Consider the following 18,916-nt stretch of genomic DNA (forward strand, 5'->3'; position numbering starts at 1 on the left):
CGTTGTCCTCGCTACGCTGCGGGAACGCTTGACTCGGACGTCTGCGTGCCAAGCCCTCAGACAATGGCGCTAAAGGACACTTCTCAGCGCATGACCTAAGCCGTTGTTCGATGCGGTGAAGGTGCCGATGGTAGCCATGGTGTCTCCGTTCTGTTGTCGGGCCGCGACCGTCGCAACCTCGATGGCGGTCCTTGGCCTGAGGAGCGATCGGCCCGCAGCCGTCAGGCCCGCAGCAGAGCGTAGGACAGCTGAGACGGCTTTTTTGTCTTCCGCGAGGAATGCCGCCCCTTAGCGGCAGGGGAAAAAAGCCGGAGAAGCTGTTGCGGGAAGGCGATCGAGGCACTTGCCGTCCCTCGGGCCTGTTCCGTCCATTCGAGGTTGCAGAGGACGCGGCACATCAACGAACTGATCGAAATATCATGGCTGCGATCATCCGACCGTCACAAGGAAACGGCCTCACTGAGGACAAGGACGTTCGCTGGCGCATCAATGATGACAAAGCTCCGAGATGAGGACGACCGTGTCCGATGTTGCATCCTGCGCGCACGCATTCGGAGGCCCCTGGAGAGACCTCGCGGCGTTGAGCCCGCAATGTGATCTTGGCGAGACTCCGATCACCCAGACGATCGTCCTTGCTAAAGGGGCGGCAGTGACCGCGGCATGCTAATTTGGTTTCGTCGAGATGGCGACTAATTCAGCGGGAACGATCGACCATCGGTTCTCCCGGTGCGGGATGACAGCCGACGCGCCTCTTCCTGTCCTTGCTTTCGAAATGCGCCCCGTCGGAATATAGGTATCGTGATGATGGCCGCGCGCCGAGGGCGCGCGGCCGAAAAATTCGGCGGTTGCGGGTGAGAAGGCCGGGACCGCAACAGGGTCCCGGCCTTGCCGATCACTCGGCCGCGTTGGCACAGGCGTTCGCAGACCCGTCGGTGGGAGCATCCACCGCTGATGCTGTCACGTCCTGCTGGCCGGCTTGCGGTGTCCGCAGCAGCGCAGGCAGCCAGTCCGTTGCAGCCAGCAATTGTTCGGCAGCGTCCGCCATGTCCGGCTTCTTCATGTCGGCCATGCGGTCCGCTGCCTCAGCGCCGACGGCTTCCCGCACCGCTTCGAGGATTCGCGCTTTGGTGATGCGCCCGAGATAGGTTCGCACTGTCGGTCGCCAATAGCCGGTCATGTCGAGAGCTACGGCTTCGGCCAGTCTGTCGGCGGTTGCCAGCGCACGCGGGCGATGACCGCGCGGCAATTTGACCGCGTTGGCGGTCAAAGCCACGCAATGCGCAAAGATCGCCATGCGACTGTCGTAATCGAGGGCAACGACGAACGCCCAGAGATCGGCGACATCTCGCGGCAACTGCGCCGCCCAGCGCGCATGGCGATCCAACCAAGATCGGCCCGCTGCGGTATCCCCGATGCCGTTTGCATGAGAGCCCAGGAACAAGCTGCCCGGACGAATATCGAGGACATTAGCCTCGGCTCCCCGATAGAACGTCTGGGCGACCATCGCGTGGGTGACAGCGATAAGGGCGACGTCGGGTTGCCCCGACAAGGCGAGACGAAGGCCAAGGGTCCGGTGCGCCGTGAGGTCGGCAACCAGATTGTCCGAAAGGCCGGTTTCCATATCGTCTTCGCATTCGGCCGCATCCTCCTCATCGTCTTGTGCGGCGCCTCTGGCCGTGGCCTTCTGCCTGATATCGTCTTCGGGGCGAATAAAGCCGCGCTCGATGCGGACGCCACCGTCATGGTTGAGAACCACGAACGCACCGCTACATGCGATGTCATCGGCGTTGTAGGCCTTGCGCAGGACTTCAAAGCGCTCGATCTCGGCCTCAAGTTCGCCGAAGCGGATATCGACATCGTCGGGCAGTTCCTCAAAGCTCTCGTGCTGCTTGGTGAGGAGGTCGAATTCCGTCTGGGCGGCCTCATAGGCGGCTTGATTCTCCGGCGAAAGTTCGGCTTCCCGGGGATAGACCCGCCGCAGACCGTGACCGTGCGGAAAATCGAGGTTGGCTTCTACCCACTTCCACCCCTCATTCGTCTGCAAGGTGGCTGCGACCTGTTGCAGCTTTTCCAGCGCAAGCCGGTCCAGCAGCACCGCATCCTCGAAATAACCGCCGCGATCCTCGGTAAAGAGATCGCGCAGGATGGTCCCGCCCGCCTCAATGTAGGCCTCATGCCCGACGAAGATCGCGCGCCGGTCGGCGGCGGCGACATTGGTCTCTGTCAGCATCCGTCGGATCGTAGCGGGATCGCGGCTATAGGTCAGACGGCTATAGATTTCCTCCTGCCTGTCATGATCGTCGATCAGGGCGAATGCGACCAGCTGCTCAAAACCCATGTCGCCGTTGCGGTAGGCATCGATCAAACGCGGCGACACGCTACTCAGCCGCAGCCGCTGCCGGACCAGATGCGGCGTGACGCCGAACCGGGCGGCGATTTCTTCCGCACCGAACCCCCGTTCGTCCGCGAGCTTCTTGAAGGCCTCGAACTGGTCGGCGGGATGCATGCTTTCGCGGGTGACATTTTCATCGAGGCTGATCTCGTGCGGATCATTGGCGGTATCGATGACGCAGCGGATCGGCTCGGTCTTCTTGATCTCCTTGCGCCTGAGGCGCAAGAGTTGAGCAAGCCTGCGGCCTTCGCCGATGGTGACGAAATAAAACCCGGTGGCCGCGCCCTCGCTATCCAATTCCGGTTCAACGACAAGATTTTGCAGAATGCCTTTTACGGCGATGCTGGCCGCATAGGCTTCGATGGACGCTTCGCTGTGCGGCGTCTTGCGCGCATTTTTCGGGGACTTCTTCAGTTTGTTGAGCGGAATCAGGACTTCCGCGCCGCTTGCGGCGAGTGTTTGAAATTTCTTGGCAGACATGGGGCATTCTCCTTTCAGGCATGGGTTGCAAGCGCAGCACGCGCTGCAGCCCTGCCCGTCGGCGAGACCGGGGTAGCAAGGGCAAGGGCGGCCGGGGCGGAGGGGGATCACCCAGCCTGCACAAGCGGATGTTGGGGATGGGCCTCACGAAAACTGGGCCCGCGCGGAAGGCCGGGGAGACCGGCCCGGCCGGTCCCGGCGCTGCCGGGACGTCACCCTTGCCCGCGCGAGGGCGGAGCCCTTAGCACCGAAGCCATGAGAGGCAGGTTGGCAGAGCGCAAATCGAGACGGTCGAATGAGCGCCTAAGCCCGCTTTGCGACGCAACTCTCGGCCGGCCATTCAAATTGGTAAAGAGAAGAAAGCAGGGGCGTCCTTTCGGGCGCCCCCGCAAATCGAAAGTGGCCTAGGCGACCGGCGGAAGCGGCGGCATGATCCACTTCAGGCTCAGACGCCACAGCCTCAGCGGCCTCGGCAGCCCCGGCGTATAGATCACGAGGATCGCAGCCCGGCTCGCGATCACCTGCTCGCAGAACGGGAACAGACTTCCGGCGATCCCGATTGCGTCAGCGTCCTTCTCCACATCGGACAGCCAGTCGCCGTTCGTTGTGAGATAGGCGCCCACCGTGTTGGCGATTTCGCGGCCATCGAGAACGTGCCGTGCGTCATCGACCGTCAAGAAATGCCAACCGTTGTTCACGAGGGAACGGATCACGTCCCGCCCCGTCGCGAACGGCATTTCGCCATCGCCCTCAACCAACGTCGCACCATGCTCTAGAAAAGTCGTCATGTACGCTTGGCGACCCCCGATCAGCCCGCCCGCAGCCCTCTCGCTGACGCGGATCAGCGGTACGTCATCAAAGCGGCACGTTCTGTATTCGGCCAATTCGATACGCGGAAGGCTCGGATAGTCCGCTTTGACCAGATAGCAATGCGGATACCGGGCGAGCATCGCAGCAGCGACCTCAATGGCGTTCCGGTGGCACAGTCCCTGTCTCAGATTGCGAACAGCCTGAACTAAGGGCCTTTTGCCGAGATCTTCACTGATTTCGGCGAGGCGATTTTGCAAGATAGTCCGAATGGCGCGGAAAGTCATGGTTGTTCCCTGCTTTAACGACAACCGGTGTTGTCGTGCGAGCAGGATGGCCGATGAGCCGACGCGACGTTGCAGACCAATTGAATGTAGGCTGGGCCCCTTAGGCCAGGGCGCTCACCACAACAGAGGACGGAAACACCGCACGCGAAGCTTTTCGCCTTTCGTCATCTGCGGAAAATTCTCGTAATCCACGGAAAGGTTGATGCCTTCGTGGCCTTTTCCGACCTTGAAACGCGGATCGATCCTGGTGTCCGGATGGTCAGGTTTTGCCGTTCTTGGCGTAATGACGACGTTGTAAAATAGTGGACGTACTGGGACAGAAGTTCGCGTTGCAAGGGCCTGTTGTGCCGCCTCTCGGAGACTTTCTTCTCCGACGAGCAGATCGGCCAGATAGTGGATCTCTGTATAGATCTTTTCGAGATGCTCAATATCATCTTCAATGACCGCAAACCTCGGCTTCGATGAGAGGCAATTGATCAAAGTCACAGCGATTTCGGGCGGCAGTTCATCATAATCGCCACGGGCGAAATAGCCGAGCCACGCGGCAAGGTCAAAGAGGTCGGTCAGCGATTCGAATTCACCGTACAGTGCAGTCGGGTTGATGCCGCCATAGAGCGCCGCAATAAAGCAGCCCCAGAGGTTAAGATCGAATTCTTCGCCGTAATCCAGGCGCGCCTTTATTCCGGCACTCACGGCTGCGCCGTTCGCCACTTGAAATTCGGCAGTTTCCCGCGCGATACGATGCACCGTTAGTGCTCTCAGGTGGGCTCGGCGCAGTACGCTAATGACAGGTAGCTCCCGGTCGGCGACCGCCTGGTAGCTGAAGGGACCGTAAATCTGCTCATAGCAAAGAATTTCCACGTTGGCCTGCGCCCTGATGCCGGTCGGAATCTGCTTGAACCAGGTCTTGACGTGGTCTCGTCCTTGCGTTTCGACGTGGCCCATGGTCACGTTGCGCTCACGATCTTCACGCAGTTCGGGCGTATCATATAGATCGCTGATGCCTCGAAAGACGCTCTCGACTTCTGCAAGTTCCGAGTTCTTCAACTGATCCCGATCAGTTGTGTTGAACTGCGTGTGCGGGTCTCTTTCCCGCGCCGCTCTAAATTGCGCCATCTGAAGCACGCGGTTCGCTCGCACACATTGAGCGTGGAGCGCCGTCCTCAGGATCTCGGTAATCAATCCTTGGTCCGGATTGCCTACTACACCTTCGTCGTCATGCGCCGGAACGATGGCGATCCAATCCCCCCGTTGAAATCCCTGTCCCTGAGCTATTTCAAGTCTCACGCCACGGGCGTGTAGCTGAAATTCTGTGACCGCTTGAAAGTCTTTCGCGCGCCACTCTGCGAGAACGCCTGGATTGCTGGGAATCGGCGGAACGCCGAACTTCGCATTGTAGTAAACGATCGGAACCCGGCTGAGGCCGAATCGATCGTGGATCACATGAATTGCAACGTCCGGGCGCTCTTCGCCCATATTCGCCAAATGGTCTGCGTCCAGGTAAATTCGCGCGCTGTCGCGATGTCCAAAAATATCAGGCCTTCCAAAGAGCATATTGCTTCCTCTGCCAACTAAAGTGACGATGCGGATTAGCCGAGCGGACATTACAGGTCGGCGAAACGCGCTCCGCAGTTTTGAATAAAATTTGATCTTCTGTCGCACTGGGGGCGGTTTTCCGCGCCCCCAGCGCGGCTTCTTCGATTGGTCTGCAACACGAGGCAGTAGACGGAACTACTGACGGGCTTCCTTCGATGGAGGCTGACGTGGTAGCGACGATCGCGGCTGGAACGACCGCCCGATATTACAGCAAGCAATCCGAGTACTATCTCGGGGGCGGCGAGCCTGCCGGTCGTTGGATCTCCTCGACCAATGATTTCGGCGTCAGGCATGGCGCCGAAGTCGACAATGCTCTCTTCGAACGCCTCCACGCTTCCCTTGATGTGGATGGACAACCCCTTCTGTCCAACAGCGGCGACACCGCAAAGCGCGTCGGTGGCATCGACCTGACGCTGTCGGCCCCGAAATCGGTTTCTGTTGCTTTTGCACTCGCTGATGCCGAGACACGTCGCGCCATCGAGAAAGCTCAGCATGAAGCTTGCGAAGCAACTATCGCATTTCTGGAGAGGAATGCGGCGTTTTGCCGTCGCGGCAAGGATGGTCATCGTCTCGAACGCGCCACGCTCACCGTTGCGGCGTTTCAGCACGGAGAAGCGCGCCCCGTCGAGCATGACGACGGCAAGGTCTACGCCGACCCCAATCTCCACACGCACGCAGTTCTATTAAACTTTTCACGTCGTCAGGATGGCACCGTCGGCGCTCTCGACGCGCGCCATCTGTTCGCTCACAAAATGGCGGCCGGCGCGATCTACCATCTCGCACTGTCGTCAAATTTGCAGAGAATTGGTTTCGCAATCGGCGAAATCGGCCGCAACGGGGTATTCGAGCTGATCGTCCCGCAGGCGGGTGACCAATCGGCGGCGCTCGCGAAGAGTTTTGCGGCCTTGCAGCGCCACTATTCGGGACGGCGCAAGGAAATCGAAGAGGCCATCGCGGCTGAAGGACTGTCGACAGCGGAAGCGCCGACACTGGCGGCTGCGATCGCTCTTGGAACACGCTCGACGAAGCAAGAGGCGCGCACGGCGGATCGATTCGAACTGTGGGCCGAGGAAGCCGCGCCGTTTCTGGACGTCGAACGGCTCGTGACGAATCTGCGCATCCCCCGGACATTGAGCCAGGCCGAGCAGGAAAAGCTCATCGCCGAGCGCGTGGCAGCTGTCCCTACGGAACTGACCGAGCACGAGAGTGTTTTTGAGCGGCGTCACCTCTACGCAGCCGTCGCGACGGCCTTGGTGGGAACAGGTGCCGCCGCGAAGCGCGTCGAGCACGAAGTGGACCGCCTGGTAGAGGCAGGCCGCATCGTCGAGCTCGGACGGGACGCCCTCCAGCAGCCGGTCTATTCGACGCCGGAGCAGATCGCAATCGAGCGCGAGCTGGTCGCGGTGGCCGATCGGCTGACCCGCGAGCGCCGCGCGGCGCCCGATCCGGAATACGTGCTGCGGCTTTGCCGTGAGCGGGGGCTCTCCGCGGAGCAAACCCACGCGGCGCAAATGGCGACGAGTTCGGCCGCCATCGTTGTCATTGAGGGCGCCGCCGGGTCGGGAAAGTCGACAACCTTGGCCGCTATCGTGGCGGCGTACGCCCGAGACAACGGTACCGGACTTCCCTTTGCAGGCGCTGCGCGGCGCATCATTGGCACGAGTCAATCCTGGAAGGTCGCCCGGGAGTTGCAGAAACTCGGAATCGAGGCAATGGCCACTGACGCGTGGCTTGCCCGAACCAAGGAGCCATTTCTCGATGCCAACACCGTGCTCGTCGTCGATGAGGCCGGGCTTTTATCCTCGCGCCAAATGTTGGCGATCGTGAAGAGGGCGGAAGAGGCCGGCGCCAAAATTATCGCAACGGGCGATCGGGAGCAACTGGTTGCGTTGGGGGCGGGCCCGGGGCTCTCCATCCTCGCCAGCGTCACGGGGGCGACCCGCGTTGACACCATCGTGCGGCAGCGTGAAGCCTGGATGCGTACCGCAGTGACGGATTTTGCCAAAGGCCGCGCGGCGCAGGGCTTGGCCGCCTTCGAGGAGCGCGGCCTCTTGCAATTTGCGAGCGGTGAGAAGGCGACGGTCACGCGCGTTGTCGATGCGTGGGAGAACGCCCAGCGCGCTGGGCCGAACGCGTCGGTGTTGTTGATCGCCAAGACCAACGTCCAGGTGCGCGCCATCAATGACGAGGTCCGCGTCCGGCTGAAGCGCGACGGGCGCATCATCGGCGAGGATATCGAGGTGGCCGCCGTGACGCCGTCCGGCCACGGCCAGACGCTTGCCTTCGCCATTGGCGATGAGATCCGGTTTCTGGACCGGCACGACCGCCTTGCCGTCATCAACGGCACCACGGCTACTATCAGGGGCATTGACGATCGCGACACGCAGGATCCAGCCGTCCACGTAGACATCAGCGGGCGTCGGGCGAGCTTTCGGGTGTCGGAGCTTGCTGACGAACACGGCCGAGCGCGGCTCGGCCACGCCTACAGTACGACGATCTATGGATCCCAAGGTCTGACCACCGATCGAGCCTTCGTCTGGGCCGGACCGTCAATGACAAGAAACGAGGCATACGTCGCATTCTCGCGTGCCCGTGATCATCTTGAGATCTTTGCAGACGTCCGCGAGATCGACGCGCAAATCCGACTCGATCTGCCGCTGTCGGAGCGGCTGCAGGCCACGATTGCGCCGGAGCGGAGAATCGAGTGGCTCTCCGCACGGCTGTCGCGACGGCAGGTCAAGGCCTGCACGCTCGACCCCATGCTCGACCAAGCCGTGCGCGCCTATGAACGATTGCCGGAGCGGGGCCTGGCGGCGGGGTATGAGCGTAGCTAAGCTAAGGCGCGGATGCGCGGAGCCTTGTCCTCATCGAAGCGCCGAGTACGCGCTTCGTGAAGAGCGAACAACAACAGGCGGCTGGTCAAATTCCTCAAAGAGAAAGCCAGAGAGGGACGTATTCGTGCGACGGCCTACATTTCCGCTGCCGCGCTGATTTTTTGCGCGCGCGCCTGCCAGACGTTGCCTGCAGTTCGCTTGGCTGCGATGTCTGCCACATGCTGGCTACCGTTCACGACCTCGGTCTGAAGGGAAGGCCTCCCATCGACCTCGACGACCATGCCCGCATCGAAATCTGGATTCTCGCGCTTGCCGCCGGGCGCCGGATATCCACGCGGGTTGCAGACGACACGCGTTTCGCCGACGCAATAGTCACGGTTGCCGTGCACATGACCGTGCAGCCACAGCGCCGGCGCGGCGTCGCACGTCATCAGTCGCTCGACATCGCTGGCGTAGCACCAGTCCAGGTCCGTGATCGTCGGCCAGTGGAGCAGCGACCGCGGCGAGGGAGCCATGTGCGTGATGACGACTGCGTCCTGGCCCGCCGGACGCTTGGCGAGAGCCTTCTCGATGTACGTGACTGAGACCTTGTGGGCGTCGATCGTCTGGCCGGGGCGGAGCCGGTCCTTCGACCGGCCGGCGCCGGTCTTTATCAAACGGTAATCGTTCATCTGCTTCGTGGCCGCGCGCACCGCGTCGCCGAACATCACGTACGGAGACCGGGTCATGAAATCCGTCCACAGCGTAGCGCCGATGAAAACGACGCCCCCAATCTCGACGGAGGCATCATCGAGCAAGATGATCCCGAGATCCTCCGCGACCTCTGGCATCCGTGCGCGCTGCTCCTCCCACGTGGTCTTAAGTTCGGCATTGTGCTTGTCGTGAAAGGAATAGAAATCGTGGTTTCCGGGGACGTAGATGAGCGGCCGGTCGCGATCGGGATACAGCTCGCGGACACGCCGCAATGCCAACGTGCCGGGCGCGGCGGCGTCGCCGGCGACCACGGTCACGTCGGCGTCGATCTGCGGCATGCTGTCGAGCCCATTGCGCTCGATGTCGACATGCAGGTCGGAAACTGGATTAATGCGGATCACGGCGTCACTCCATTGTTCTCGATAACGCCGTGTTCTGGATCCACGCGTGGCGGCAGTCTCGCCATGTAAGCCTTGATGGTAGCGAGGCGGACCGGAGCGATGCCCATGACGTCGACGCCGATGTCCGCGGACTGCTGGTTGCCTGGCATCTTGCCGTGGTGGTGCCCATACAACATCAACGTGGTCGGCTTGCGAGAGGCGGGCCAGCTCGCCCATCGATAGTGGCAGATGACGCATTTGGTGCTCTCGATCGTCTCATACGCGACATCGCGGATCGATTCCCAACCGAGACTCTTTGTGGCCTCGCCGTCGTGATTGCCTGCTACCAAATGCTTGCGTCCGGGTAGGCTGTCGAACAGGTTGCGGAGCGCAGCAGGATCGGCCCTGTGAGCGAAGTCTCCGACGACGATGATCTCGTCGTCCGGCCGCACGACGGCGCGCCACGACGCAGCCATGGCCTCGTTCATCTCGCGTCCGTTCGCGAACGGCCTGTTACACATTCGAATAATGCCGTCCGCCTTGTCCGGCGATGCGTGGAAAAAATGTGGATCAGCGTAGAACCAAGTCGTCACTGCAGCTTTCCCTCCCTGGGATCTTTTCGAACTTCATCGGCGTCGCCCATCCCGATGTCGCAGGCGAATAGTCTCACAGCGGCTCTTCTTCCTAGTCAAATTATCGGGAAATCGGACGGAGGCGTCAGTTCTTCGGGCCGGCTTCAATCACCGCTAGTTCCTCTTGGTTTGCTCTGATCGCGTCTTCTCAATTTGATGGCCGAAACTGCTTCAGGTCAGCGAATACGATGCGTCAGCAACCCCGTTAGCGCGCACACCATTGACGATCAGTTACTCGCCAAGGTTGGCAATTCCTCGCAAATGCTACGTGGTTGACGCCCAGTAATCTTGTCCGACTCCAGCCGCTTCCTGGCGGCGAGCCGCAACGAGCGACTTCGAGCCCGGCGGCCTAGAGCCAGCTCAAGTTCAGGTGCAGCGAGGCATGACGTATCGGAACACCCCGATCAGCGCGAGAAGCGCAGCCCGATCATGCGCCACGGAAGTTGCCTATTCTAATAGGCTTTTGCTGCTAGTCGAGACGACCTTGGAGCAGGAAGCTTGGAGACGGGTACCAGGCCCGCCGTCCGAAGGTCTCATTTTGGCGGGGGAGCCAGCTCGTCGGTGAGCTTATCTACCAGATCGTAATCGGCTGGATCGGAGCCGAGCTCGGATACACCCTTCGCAAGTTCGGCTTTGAGCAACTTCGGGAAGTCGTCGTCGTAGGTCGCAATTTTAGTGCGGATCGCGGCTCTCCACTTATCGCCACGATCCCATGCCTCCATGAAGGCGGAGGCAAGATCAGCGTGCTGCCGATTTGCAATCATCGCCTCAGTGATCGATCGGGCCTGAAGCCGATCCTTCGAACTCTTTGCGGTTGCGTCGCGATCCTCCCTGCGGCGAGAACCGATGATGAGCTTGTGGATGGCATAGCGTTCGGGCGATGGAATGAGGACTGACACGCCCGCACCATGCAGCAGCACGGCGCGGATGGGCTGGTATATCAGGTAATCGAGGAAGCAGAGCGGAAGTGCGGCCGCCCCACCCAGCGCCGGCATTGGGACTGGTTTGCCGGCCTGGTCATCGGACCACAGGTTCGGCGTCAGGAATTCCACCTTGAAGTTGTCTCTCGACACGAATTGCGTGGAAACCCTGCCGTCGGCTTGGCTCGGAACCTCGCGGAATGTCGGATCGACATGTCGAAGCACCTCCAGGATTGGAGGCATGGAATCCTTGATCGCAACCGAGATTTCGTGGAAGTGCGCAAAGTCGGCGTCGCCGGTCTGCATGGCGACCGCATCCAAGCGTCGACCAAGCACGGCCGGATAGCATTGGTAGGCAACGGTGCCGACGAGCACACCTCTCATGCGGAAGAAGCCCGCCTTCGCCAGTTCTTCCACCACTTGGCCAGCCATCGGCAGAGGACGCGGCAGATAGGCCTCGCGCGTCAGCGTGGAAACGAGACGGCGACGGCCTTTAAGATCGGCCTTCAGATCCTTGAACGCTTCAACCCTCTTGGTGATTTCGGGGTCATCCACCGGACCGACATAGCGGCGATCCTGGGCACCTCCTTCAGGTTTGGGCATGTCGAAGTACCAGTATTTTTTGCCCTTGACCTCAACGGCCACGAACCGACCGTTGGCGGAGAATTCGGACGTGAAGCTCTCATCCAGGCTCCGCTGGACGAGCTCCGAATAGAGCGTCTGGTAGGAGATATCGAGGCGTTGGTTCGGCGCCATAGAAGACCCCCCGTTATACTATTTTCGCGAAAACAGTATATCTTCTGGCACCCAAGGAGAACGAGGATATACTAAAATTGCTAAAATAGTATAACTTTTATATTTTCAATTATTTATATGGTAGACGCCAACCTTCTTGCGAATAGCCCGCCGGGGGAAAGTGAGCTTCCGCCGGCGAAATCCAACCTCTAGCGTCCAATCCGGGCTTGACGCCGATCGATCAGGATATGCCCTCCACGCCGACCTGACCGGTGACCAATTGCCCGCGCGCTCGCTCCAGCACCGGCCGCCACGGCACCCGCACGAATTCATGGGATCGCTCGATCAGGGCGAACCGTCCGCTGTTGAGCGTCAGCATGCGCCGGTAGAGCCTTCGATCTTGTCGCCGGCCTCGGCACCGACATGATCAAGGCCGGTGCGCGCGGAAATATCCGCCGCGGTCCGCGCCAGCTCGCGAGCCTCGAGCGTATCGAGCATGTTCCGCGCAAAAGGCATTTAGCCGCCTTCCTCTCTCGCGCGAGGCCCTGCTCGATCAGCCACCGCCGCCTTGCTCGTAGTGCGGTCTCGACGTCCGCGCCGAAGCCGGTCAGACCGAGCTGATCGAGCTCCTTCCCCACGAGCTTTGCGATCCAGCCAGGTTGCAGGCGTCAACCAGGATAGCACCGATCTTGTTCAATTGGCCTGCAACCTGATCCCCTAAACGTCACTACAGACAGCCTCCTTCGATGGAGGCTTTCGTGGTTGCGACAATCGCAGCGGATACAATGGCGAGCAGGCTCGTCCAGTGGCCCGGGTATGGTCCCGAATGCCGCCGGCCTGCGAGCTGTTGGGCCTCATCCCAGAGCAGTATCAGCGAGCGAGGAGCGGTCTGGCCGCCCAAATGGCTGCCCCTGCTCCAATTTAAGCCCGGCACGCTTAATCCCCCGCTCAGCTACGCCGCGCAGCTCGCGGGGGCGGCCCGTGGCTAATTCACGCATTGCCAAGGTCCGGTTGCAACCGCGACAGGCCGCGATCTTGCCGGTGCCGCCGGCGATCGGCGCGAGCACGACCGCGCAAGTTCGTGTCGGTTCTGCCCGGCTGCGGCCATCGGACCCCGAGTTTTGGACCGTGATCAATGAGATCGCGGATCCCGCCCCCATCGCGCCCGCCGAGCTCGACGCCATCGAGCGCTTCTTTTCGGCCGTGCTCGATGACGTCTTCGCTTCTTCCGGCAGAGATCTTCCGCGAAGTCGGGAAAATCCAGATGGCAGTGAAGACGTCTCCTTAACCCAACGAGAGGACTACGACGATGACTGACCAAGATCTTCCCCTCGATCCCACCTCTGGCCCGCTCATGGACGCTGAGCGCTTTGCCGAGTTCGCTATCGAGGCCGCGCTCTGGCTGGTGCGGGAATCGATGGATGCCATCGCCAAAAAGACGGACTTCGATCCGGACCCGGCGAACTGCTTCCGGGTGCTGGGCCGGCTGCCCGCCATCCGTGAGCTGAAGGATCTGACGGAAGAGCAGCGTCACGACCTGTTCGTGGAAGGCTTCCGTCGGGTTCACAACGGCGCCCAGGAAGCGTTCGAGCTGCTGCTCACTCAGTCCAAGGAGCTCTTGTGGGAGGCCTTCCGGAAGCGGTGGAATGTGGTCGCCAACGAGGTCCCGCTCCCCTGATCTTAACCGTGCAGGGGAGCCAGGCGATTATCACTTCCCCTGATTTCCCTGCATGGATAGACTCTTTTCTTCTGTATCGCGTGAGGAAGCTGCCGATGGCCCGCAAGAACCTTCAAGTGTCGGAAATCCCCGACAAGGCCGCCGGGCCGCGGCCGCGCAATGTCCTGATCTACATTCGGGTCTCGACTGAAAAGCAGTCCAATAATCAGCTCAGCCTGAACTCGCAGGAGGAGCACCTGATCGCGCGTTGCAAGCGCGACGGCGACCATATCGCCGGCATCTTCCGTGAAGAGGGCGAGACCGCCACTAACATGAAGCGTCCGGCCTTCGAGCAGATGATCGCACGCGCGACGGACGGTACGCGCACTGTCGACGCCATCATGGTGTACTCGTTTTCGCGAGCCTTCCGGAACCAGGTCGAACAAGAGCTCACGGTTCAAACCCTGCGCAAGCACAAGGTCGAACTGATCTCGCACGCCGAGCCCTTGGCGAATGATGACACGGGCGACATGTTCAGGAAGTTCATTGGAATCGTCAACGAATACCAATCCAAGGAGACGGCCCGTTCCACCATGAGAACAATGAAGGCCAATGCGCAGCTCGGCTACTCCAACGGCGGCATCATTCCTTTTGGCTACAAATCCGTCGATGCAGAAATCATCGGCAACAAGCAGAAGAAGAAACTCGCCATCGAGCCGGTCGAAGCGGAAACTGTGATCCGCGCCTTTGATCTGGCCAAGAACGGTGATGGCAATAGCGGCCCGCTGGGGACAAAGAAGATCGCGGAGTGGCTGAACGCTCGTGGCTATCGCTCGCGCAATGGCTCGCTGTTCGGGACCGGCACCGTCCACGAAATGCTCACGCGCCGCGCCTACACCGGCGTGCGGAATTTCAACGAGTTTGATCGGAAGGGCGACGGCGAGCGCAAGGCGCAGTCCGAGATCGTCGAATACGAAATTCCGGTCATCATCGATCCAGCGACGTTCGAGGCGGTTCAGGCCCTGCTGGTGTCGCGCCGTCCGAGGTCTCGCGGGCCGCGGCTCGCTTCGGCGCCGTCTTTACTCGGCGGCCTTGTCCGTTGCGACTGCGCCAAGTCCTGTGCCCTGACGACCGCCACCGGCACCTCGCGGACCGGCGTTATCTACAGCTATTACAAATGCATCCAGTCCATCAAAAAGGGGCAGCATAAGCACGCCGACGGCGCTTCCTGCAGCAACCGCAAGATTCCGCGCCCTGTCATCGAGAAGCTCGTGGTGGAGGCCTTGCTGGATCAACTCCTGCAGCCCGAACGCGTCACCGCCATCCTGACCACCCTTAAGGCCCGCCGCGATGACCGGCAGGCCTCCGCCGACCGCCGTCTGGCAGATCTCGCCCGTCAGGCTGCCGACGCCGAAGAGCGCCTCTCCCGTCTCTATGCCTCGATCGAAGCCGGCATCATCGACGGCTCAGACCCGACGCTGAAGGAACGCGTTGCCGCCTTGAAGACGACCAGGGACCGGGCCCTGGAGGCCCTCGACTACGCCAAGAAATCCAGCACAGTGCCGATCGAGATTGATCCTGTGGCCGTCGACCGCTTCACGCGCTTGATGCGCGAGCTGCTCGTGTCAGGCGATGTGGCGGCCCGAAAGGCCTACCTCAGCGCCATCGTGGATGCCATCGTGGTCAGCGATCGTACCATCCGCATCATCGGCTCAAACGACAACATCAGGGCCACTCTCGGCCCGAGCGGCGAACCTAGGACCCCGGTTCGTAAATCTGTTCAGGAATGGTGCCCAGGGGCGGAATCGAACCACCGACACTGCGATTTTCAGTCGCATGCTCTACCAACTGAGCTACCTGGGCGTGCTCCAAGAGAGGGGCCAAAGCCCATCGAGCGGGCGGTTTATAGTGGGCGCGGGGCGGCCTGTCCACCCGGCTTCGCCAACAGTCTTCGCCGGGCGCGGCCCGGCTGTGCACAAGGTACGGCGGCCCGGCTGCGGCTGGCGCGCCGCGCGCCATAGATACTCACAAGCGATTGAAAGTGTTGCTATTCTTCCTCATCGACGTCGTCATCGCGGCCGGGGATGACATAGGAGCCCTTCAGCCAGCGGTTCAGGTCGACGTCGCGGCAGCGGGAGGAGCAGAACGGGCGGGTCTTCTCCGACTGCGGCTTGCCGCAGATCGGGCAGGCCTTCCGCGGGGTGGCGGGCTTTTCGGCTTGGTCATTCATGGTGTCGGCAGCTTATACGAGGTGAAGGGCTTCAAGCGCCTGTCAGGAAACGGGTTCCCGAGGCGCCGGCGCATGGGGCCGTCGCGGCCCGTCTACTGTGCATGGGGTTGTTTTGCAGCTTTGTTCGGGCCGCGCCTTCGGCCTTACACGGCGGTGGTATTGAGCCAGCCGAAGCGGATCGGAAAGCCCTCGCCGCCGAGGAGCGCCGTGGTCTCGTAGAGCGGCAGGCCGACGACGTTGGTGTAGGACCCCACCATCTTGACCACGAAGGAGCCGGCAATGCCCTGCACGGCGTAGCCGCCGGCTTTGCCGCGCCATTCGCCCGAGCCGATATAGGCCTGGATGTCGTCCTCGGATAGGCGCTTGAAGCGGACGCGGGTCTCGACCAGGCGCTGGCGGAAGGCCTCGCGCGGCGTGACGAGGCAGATCGCGGTGTAGACACGGTGGTTGCGGCCCGACAGCAGCCGCAGGCATTGCGCGGCCTCGTCCACGAGGTTGGCCTTGGGCAGGATGCGGCGGCCGACCGCGACCACGGTGTCGGCGGCGAGGATGAAGGCGCCGCGCAGCTCGTCGTCGAGCTGCACCGATTTCAGCGCGGCGTCAGCCTTGGCCCGCGCGAGCCGGTTGGCGCAGGCGCGCGGCAGCTCGCCCCGCCTCGGCGTCTCGTCGACGTCGGCCGGCCTGAGCGCGTCCGGCTCGATGCCGGCCTGGTTGAGCAGCGACAGGCGCCGCGGCGAACCGGAGGCAAGTACGAATTTGGGGCGGCCAAGCATCAGGTGATTTGGGAGATGAAGCGGGGGGTGAATTGCGCGCGGAACCTATCGGAAGGGGGCTGATTTCACAACCCGGGAACCCGAGGTTTGGTGATTCGAGCCTCTCGACATGGCTGTGCCTGCATCCTGTGACGCCGGTGTTACGAACACCGCGTGCTAGCCGCTCGCCGCGCCTGTCTTGGCGAACCGTCTCCGGATGCGCATCAGGAGTTGGTCGCAGACCTCGCGATAGGCCGCGAGCTTCTGCTCACGGCTGCCTTCGATCGTGGTGGGATCCTGCGTCGGCCAGTACTCGACGTCGGCCGCGAGCGTCCGCGTCAGCTCCAGCGCCTTGTGATGCGCCTCGGGCGAGAGCGTGATGATGAGGTCGAAATTCAGCCCCTCCCAATCCTCCAGCTCCTCGAAGGTCTGGGGCTTGTGAGCCGAGATATCCTGGCCGAGCTCGGCCATCACGGCCACGGCGAACGGGTCGAGCTCGCCTTTCCTGGTGCCGGCCGACTTCACGTAGAGGCCCTGGGGAAACATGTGCAGCAACAGGCTTGCGGCCATCGGCGAGCGCACGCTGTTCATCGCACAGGCGAACAGCACCGATTGCGGATTGCTTGCGCGTGAGGGCGCAGCCATCGCTCACGCTCTTTTATCTTTGCGCATGATCCGATCCGAAAACCGGTTCCCACCTTTCGGGATCATGCGCGATCAGCCTTTCCAATGAAGGACGGTGATGAGCGTGAACAGCCGGCGCGAGGTCTCGAAATCGACCCGCACCTTGCCCTTCAGCCGTTCCTGGAGCGTGCGCGATCCCTCGTCATGGATGCCGCGGCGGCCCATGTCGATGGCCTCGATCTTGTCCGGGGTCGCGGTGCGGATCGCCTGATAATAGCTGTCGCAGATCATGAAATAATCCTTCACGATCCGCCGGAACGGCGTCAGCGACAAGAGATGCGCGACCACGGGCGTGCCGTCCTCGCGGCGGATGTCGAACATCAGCCGGTTGCCGGTGATGCCGATATGCAGCGTGAACGGGCCCTTTCCCTCCGCGCCCTCGGGCGCGAACAGGTTCTGCTCGATCAGATCGTAGATCGCGATCGCGCGCTCATGCTCGATGTCAGGCCCGGAACGGCCGATCGATTCCTCGTCGAGCGTGACGCCGACGATGCGGTTGGTCGAGTCGTCCTGTACGGGCGGCTTTGTCATGACAGATTGAGGCGCAATCCAATCGAACGCGAATGGGCGTCCAGCCCCTCCGCCTTGCCGAGCGTCATCGCGGCCGGGCCCAGCGCACGCAATTGATCTGGGCCGCATTTCAGGATCGAGGTGCGCTTTATGAAATCGTGCACCGAGAGCCCTGAGGAAAATCGCGCCGAGCGGGCCGTCGGCAGCACGTGATTGGAGCCGCCGACATAATCGCCGATCGCCTCGGGCGTATGGGGACCAAGGAAGACGGCACCCGCATTGCGTATCTTCGCGGCGAGCGCATCGGGATCGTCAGTCATGATCTCGAGATGCTCGGCCGCGATGGCGTCCGCGAGCGGGATCGCCTCGCCGAGGTTCTTCACCAAGATGACCGCGCCGAACTCTGCCCAGGAGGCGCCCGCGATCGCGGCGCGCGGCAACGTCTTCAATTGCGCTTCGACCGCCTTCTCGACATCGGCGGCAAGGCGCGCGGAGTCCGTGATCAGGATCGATTGTGCACTGGCATCGTGCTCGGCCTGCGCCAGCAGGTCGGCGGCGATCCAGTCGGCATTGCCGGTGTCGTCGGCGATCACGAGCACCTCCGAGGGGCCGGCGATCATGTCGATGCCGACCTTGCCGAACACCAGCCGCTTGGCGGCGGCGACATAGGCGTTGCCGGGGCCGACGATCTTTGCGACCGGCGCGATGGTCGCTGTGCCGTGCGCGAGCGCGGCGATCGCCTGCGCGCCGCCGACGCGGTAGATCTCGGTGACGCCCCCGAGATGCGCGGCCGCCAGCACCAGGGGATTGAGCTTGCCGTCGGGCGAAGGCACCACCATCACCAGACGCGACACGCCGGCCACTTTTGCGGGCACCGCATTCATCAGCACGGAGGATGGATAGGCCGCGGTGCCGCCCGGCACATAGAGGCCGGCGGATTCGATTGCGGTGTAGCGCCAGCCGAGCTCGACGCCGAGCGGGTCGGTGAAGCGCTCGTCCTTCGGAAGCTGACGGCGGTGATAGGTCTCTATGCGATCCCGCGCAAGCTTGAGCGCATCCAGCGTCGCCGCCTCGCAGGCCTTCACGGCGTCCTCGATCTGGGCTGCGGAAACGCGCAAGCCCCCGGCATCCAGCTTCAAGCGGTCGAACTTTGCCGTGGCTTCGAGCAGGGCCGCATCGCCACGCTTGGCGACGTCGTCGACGATCACCCGCGCGGCAGCCTCGACATCGGCCGAAGCCTCGCGCTTGGCGCCGAGGAAGGCGGCGAATCGCTGGTCAAAATCGTCGCTGCTGCGGTCGAGGCGAACGGGCATATTTCGCTTGGCTT

The 18,916-nt window shown here is 62.1% G+C and carries 16 protein-coding genes, 1 tRNA gene and 1 pseudogene; 4 read left to right on the top strand and 14 right to left on the bottom strand.

Going from position 1 to position 18,916, the window contains the following annotated elements; translation table 11 throughout:
• Positions 1 to 892: 892 nt before the first annotated feature.
• From ASG57_RS07715 to ASG57_RS07725, 3 genes are all read right to left on the bottom strand, one after another.
• Complete coding sequence (locus tag ASG57_RS07715; protein ID WP_057195980.1) at positions 893 to 2,872, bottom strand: ParB/RepB/Spo0J family partition protein; 1,980 nt, start codon at positions 2,870 to 2,872, stop codon at positions 893 to 895.
• Between the two features lie 404 nt (positions 2,873 to 3,276).
• Positions 3,277 to 3,966, bottom strand: coding sequence for a hypothetical protein (locus tag ASG57_RS07720; RefSeq protein WP_156402603.1), 690 nt, complete (start codon positions 3,964 to 3,966; stop codon positions 3,277 to 3,279).
• Between the two features lie 114 nt (positions 3,967 to 4,080).
• Positions 4,081 to 5,520, bottom strand: a complete 1,440-nt coding sequence (locus ASG57_RS07725) for a hypothetical protein (RefSeq protein WP_057195982.1) — start codon at positions 5,518 to 5,520, stop codon at positions 4,081 to 4,083.
• 209 nt (positions 5,521 to 5,729) lie between these two features.
• On the opposite strand from ASG57_RS07725, the gene mobF reads away from it, so the two are divergent.
• Entirely contained in the window at positions 5,730 to 8,396 is a 2,667-nt protein-coding gene (gene mobF / locus ASG57_RS07730; protein WP_057196076.1) for a MobF family relaxase, read from the top strand.
• A 134-nt stretch (positions 8,397 to 8,530) separates the two neighbouring features.
• On the opposite strand, the gene ASG57_RS07735 is transcribed toward mobF, so the two are convergent.
• From ASG57_RS07735 to ASG57_RS37570, 5 genes are all read right to left on the bottom strand, one after another.
• Positions 8,531 to 9,427, bottom strand: coding sequence for a metallophosphoesterase (locus ASG57_RS07735; protein WP_162250040.1), 897 nt, complete (start codon positions 9,425 to 9,427; stop codon positions 8,531 to 8,533).
• Between the two features lie 59 nt (positions 9,428 to 9,486).
• A complete protein-coding gene (locus tag ASG57_RS07740) occupies positions 9,487 to 10,062 on the bottom strand; it encodes a metallophosphoesterase (protein WP_156402605.1) in 576 nt (191 codons plus the stop codon).
• A gap of 572 nt (positions 10,063 to 10,634) precedes the next feature.
• Positions 10,635 to 11,777, bottom strand: coding sequence for a nucleotidyltransferase family protein (locus tag ASG57_RS07745; protein WP_057195985.1), 1,143 nt, complete (start codon positions 11,775 to 11,777; stop codon positions 10,635 to 10,637).
• A gap of 220 nt (positions 11,778 to 11,997) precedes the next feature.
• A complete protein-coding gene (locus ASG57_RS36545) occupies positions 11,998 to 12,135 on the bottom strand; it encodes a DUF3363 domain-containing protein (protein WP_082528903.1) in 138 nt (45 codons plus the stop codon).
• Positions 12,129 to 12,272, bottom strand: a complete 144-nt coding sequence (locus ASG57_RS37570) for a hypothetical protein (protein ID WP_156402606.1) — start codon at positions 12,270 to 12,272, stop codon at positions 12,129 to 12,131. Before ASG57_RS37570 ends, ASG57_RS36545 begins: the two co-directional genes overlap by 7 nt.
• A gap of 465 nt (positions 12,273 to 12,737) precedes the next feature.
• On the opposite strand from ASG57_RS37570, the gene ASG57_RS36175 reads away from it, so the two are divergent.
• From ASG57_RS36175 to ASG57_RS39940, 3 genes and pseudogenes are all read left to right on the top strand, one after another.
• Positions 12,738 to 13,073 carry a hypothetical protein gene (locus ASG57_RS36175; RefSeq protein ID WP_156402607.1) on the top strand — a complete coding sequence of 112 codons (336 nt, stop codon included), beginning with the start codon at positions 12,738 to 12,740 and terminating at the stop codon, positions 13,071 to 13,073.
• Positions 13,066 to 13,434 carry a hypothetical protein gene (locus tag ASG57_RS07755; protein WP_156402608.1) on the top strand — a complete coding sequence of 123 codons (369 nt, stop codon included), beginning with the start codon at positions 13,066 to 13,068 and terminating at the stop codon, positions 13,432 to 13,434. Before ASG57_RS36175 ends, ASG57_RS07755 begins: the two co-directional genes overlap by 8 nt.
• A 95-nt stretch (positions 13,435 to 13,529) precedes the next feature.
• A pseudogene (locus tag ASG57_RS39940) lies at positions 13,530 to 14,687 on the top strand (recombinase family protein); the annotation flags it as partial.
• Positions 14,688 to 15,200: 513 nt separating this feature from the next.
• On the opposite strand, the gene ASG57_RS07765 reads toward ASG57_RS39940, so the two are convergent.
• From ASG57_RS07765 to hisD, 6 genes are all read right to left on the bottom strand, one after another.
• Positions 15,201 to 15,276, bottom strand: a tRNA-Phe gene (locus ASG57_RS07765).
• Positions 15,277 to 15,460: 184 nt separating this feature from the next.
• A complete protein-coding gene (gene yacG, locus ASG57_RS07770) occupies positions 15,461 to 15,643 on the bottom strand; it encodes a DNA gyrase inhibitor YacG (protein ID WP_024339043.1) in 183 nt (60 codons plus the stop codon).
• Positions 15,644 to 15,786: 143 nt separating this feature from the next.
• Positions 15,787 to 16,416, bottom strand: a complete 630-nt coding sequence (locus ASG57_RS07775; protein WP_024339044.1) for a Maf-like protein — start codon at positions 16,414 to 16,416, stop codon at positions 15,787 to 15,789.
• Between the two features lie 156 nt (positions 16,417 to 16,572).
• Positions 16,573 to 17,040 carry an arsenate-mycothiol transferase ArsC gene (locus ASG57_RS07780; RefSeq protein ID WP_057195988.1) on the bottom strand — a complete coding sequence of 156 codons (468 nt, stop codon included), beginning with the start codon at positions 17,038 to 17,040 and terminating at the stop codon, positions 16,573 to 16,575.
• A gap of 72 nt (positions 17,041 to 17,112) precedes the next feature.
• Complete coding sequence (locus ASG57_RS07785; protein WP_024339046.1) at positions 17,113 to 17,610, bottom strand: UPF0262 family protein; 498 nt, start codon at positions 17,608 to 17,610, stop codon at positions 17,113 to 17,115.
• The gene (gene hisD, locus ASG57_RS07790) at positions 17,607 to 18,902 is read right to left on the bottom strand and encodes a histidinol dehydrogenase (protein ID WP_024339047.1); all 1,296 of its coding nucleotides are present in this window, start codon (positions 18,900 to 18,902) and stop codon (positions 17,607 to 17,609) included. The genes ASG57_RS07785 and hisD overlap by 4 nt, the downstream gene beginning before the upstream one ends.
• Positions 18,903 to 18,916 lie beyond the last annotated feature (14 nt).

The organism is Bradyrhizobium sp. Leaf396 (assembly GCF_001424605.1).
GTDB lineage: Bacteria > Pseudomonadota > Alphaproteobacteria > Rhizobiales > Xanthobacteraceae > Bradyrhizobium > Bradyrhizobium japonicum_C.

Coding starts and splice junctions, on each gene's coding strand:
- ASG57_RS07715 (WP_057195980.1), bottom strand. CDS start 2,872: ATGTCTGCCAAGAAATTTCAAACACTCGCCGCAAGCGGCGCGGAAGTC.
- ASG57_RS07720 (WP_156402603.1), bottom strand. CDS start 3,966: ATGACTTTCCGCGCCATTCGGACTATCTTGCAAAATCGCCTCGCCGAA.
- ASG57_RS07725 (WP_057195982.1), bottom strand. CDS start 5,520: ATGCTCTTTGGAAGGCCTGATATTTTTGGACATCGCGACAGCGCGCGA.
- ASG57_RS07735 (WP_162250040.1), bottom strand. CDS start 9,427: ATGCCGCAGATCGACGCCGACGTGACCGTGGTCGCCGGCGACGCCGCC.
- ASG57_RS07745 (WP_057195985.1), bottom strand. CDS start 11,777: ATGGCGCCGAACCAACGCCTCGATATCTCCTACCAGACGCTCTATTCG.
- ASG57_RS36545 (WP_082528903.1), bottom strand. CDS start 12,135: ATGCTGACGCTCAACAGCGGACGGTTCGCCCTGATCGAGCGATCCCAT.
- ASG57_RS37570 (WP_156402606.1), bottom strand. CDS start 12,272: ATGCCTTTTGCGCGGAACATGCTCGATACGCTCGAGGCTCGCGAGCTG.
- ASG57_RS07755 (WP_156402608.1), top strand. CDS start 13,066: ATGACTGACCAAGATCTTCCCCTCGATCCCACCTCTGGCCCGCTCATG.
- yacG (WP_024339043.1), bottom strand. CDS start 15,643: ATGAATGACCAAGCCGAAAAGCCCGCCACCCCGCGGAAGGCCTGCCCG.
- ASG57_RS07775 (WP_024339044.1), bottom strand. CDS start 16,416: ATGCTTGGCCGCCCCAAATTCGTACTTGCCTCCGGTTCGCCGCGGCGC.
- ASG57_RS07780 (WP_057195988.1), bottom strand. CDS start 17,040: ATGGCTGCGCCCTCACGCGCAAGCAATCCGCAATCGGTGCTGTTCGCC.
- ASG57_RS07785 (WP_024339046.1), bottom strand. CDS start 17,610: ATGACAAAGCCGCCCGTACAGGACGACTCGACCAACCGCATCGTCGGC.
- hisD (WP_024339047.1), bottom strand. CDS start 18,902: ATGCCCGTTCGCCTCGACCGCAGCAGCGACGATTTTGACCAGCGATTC.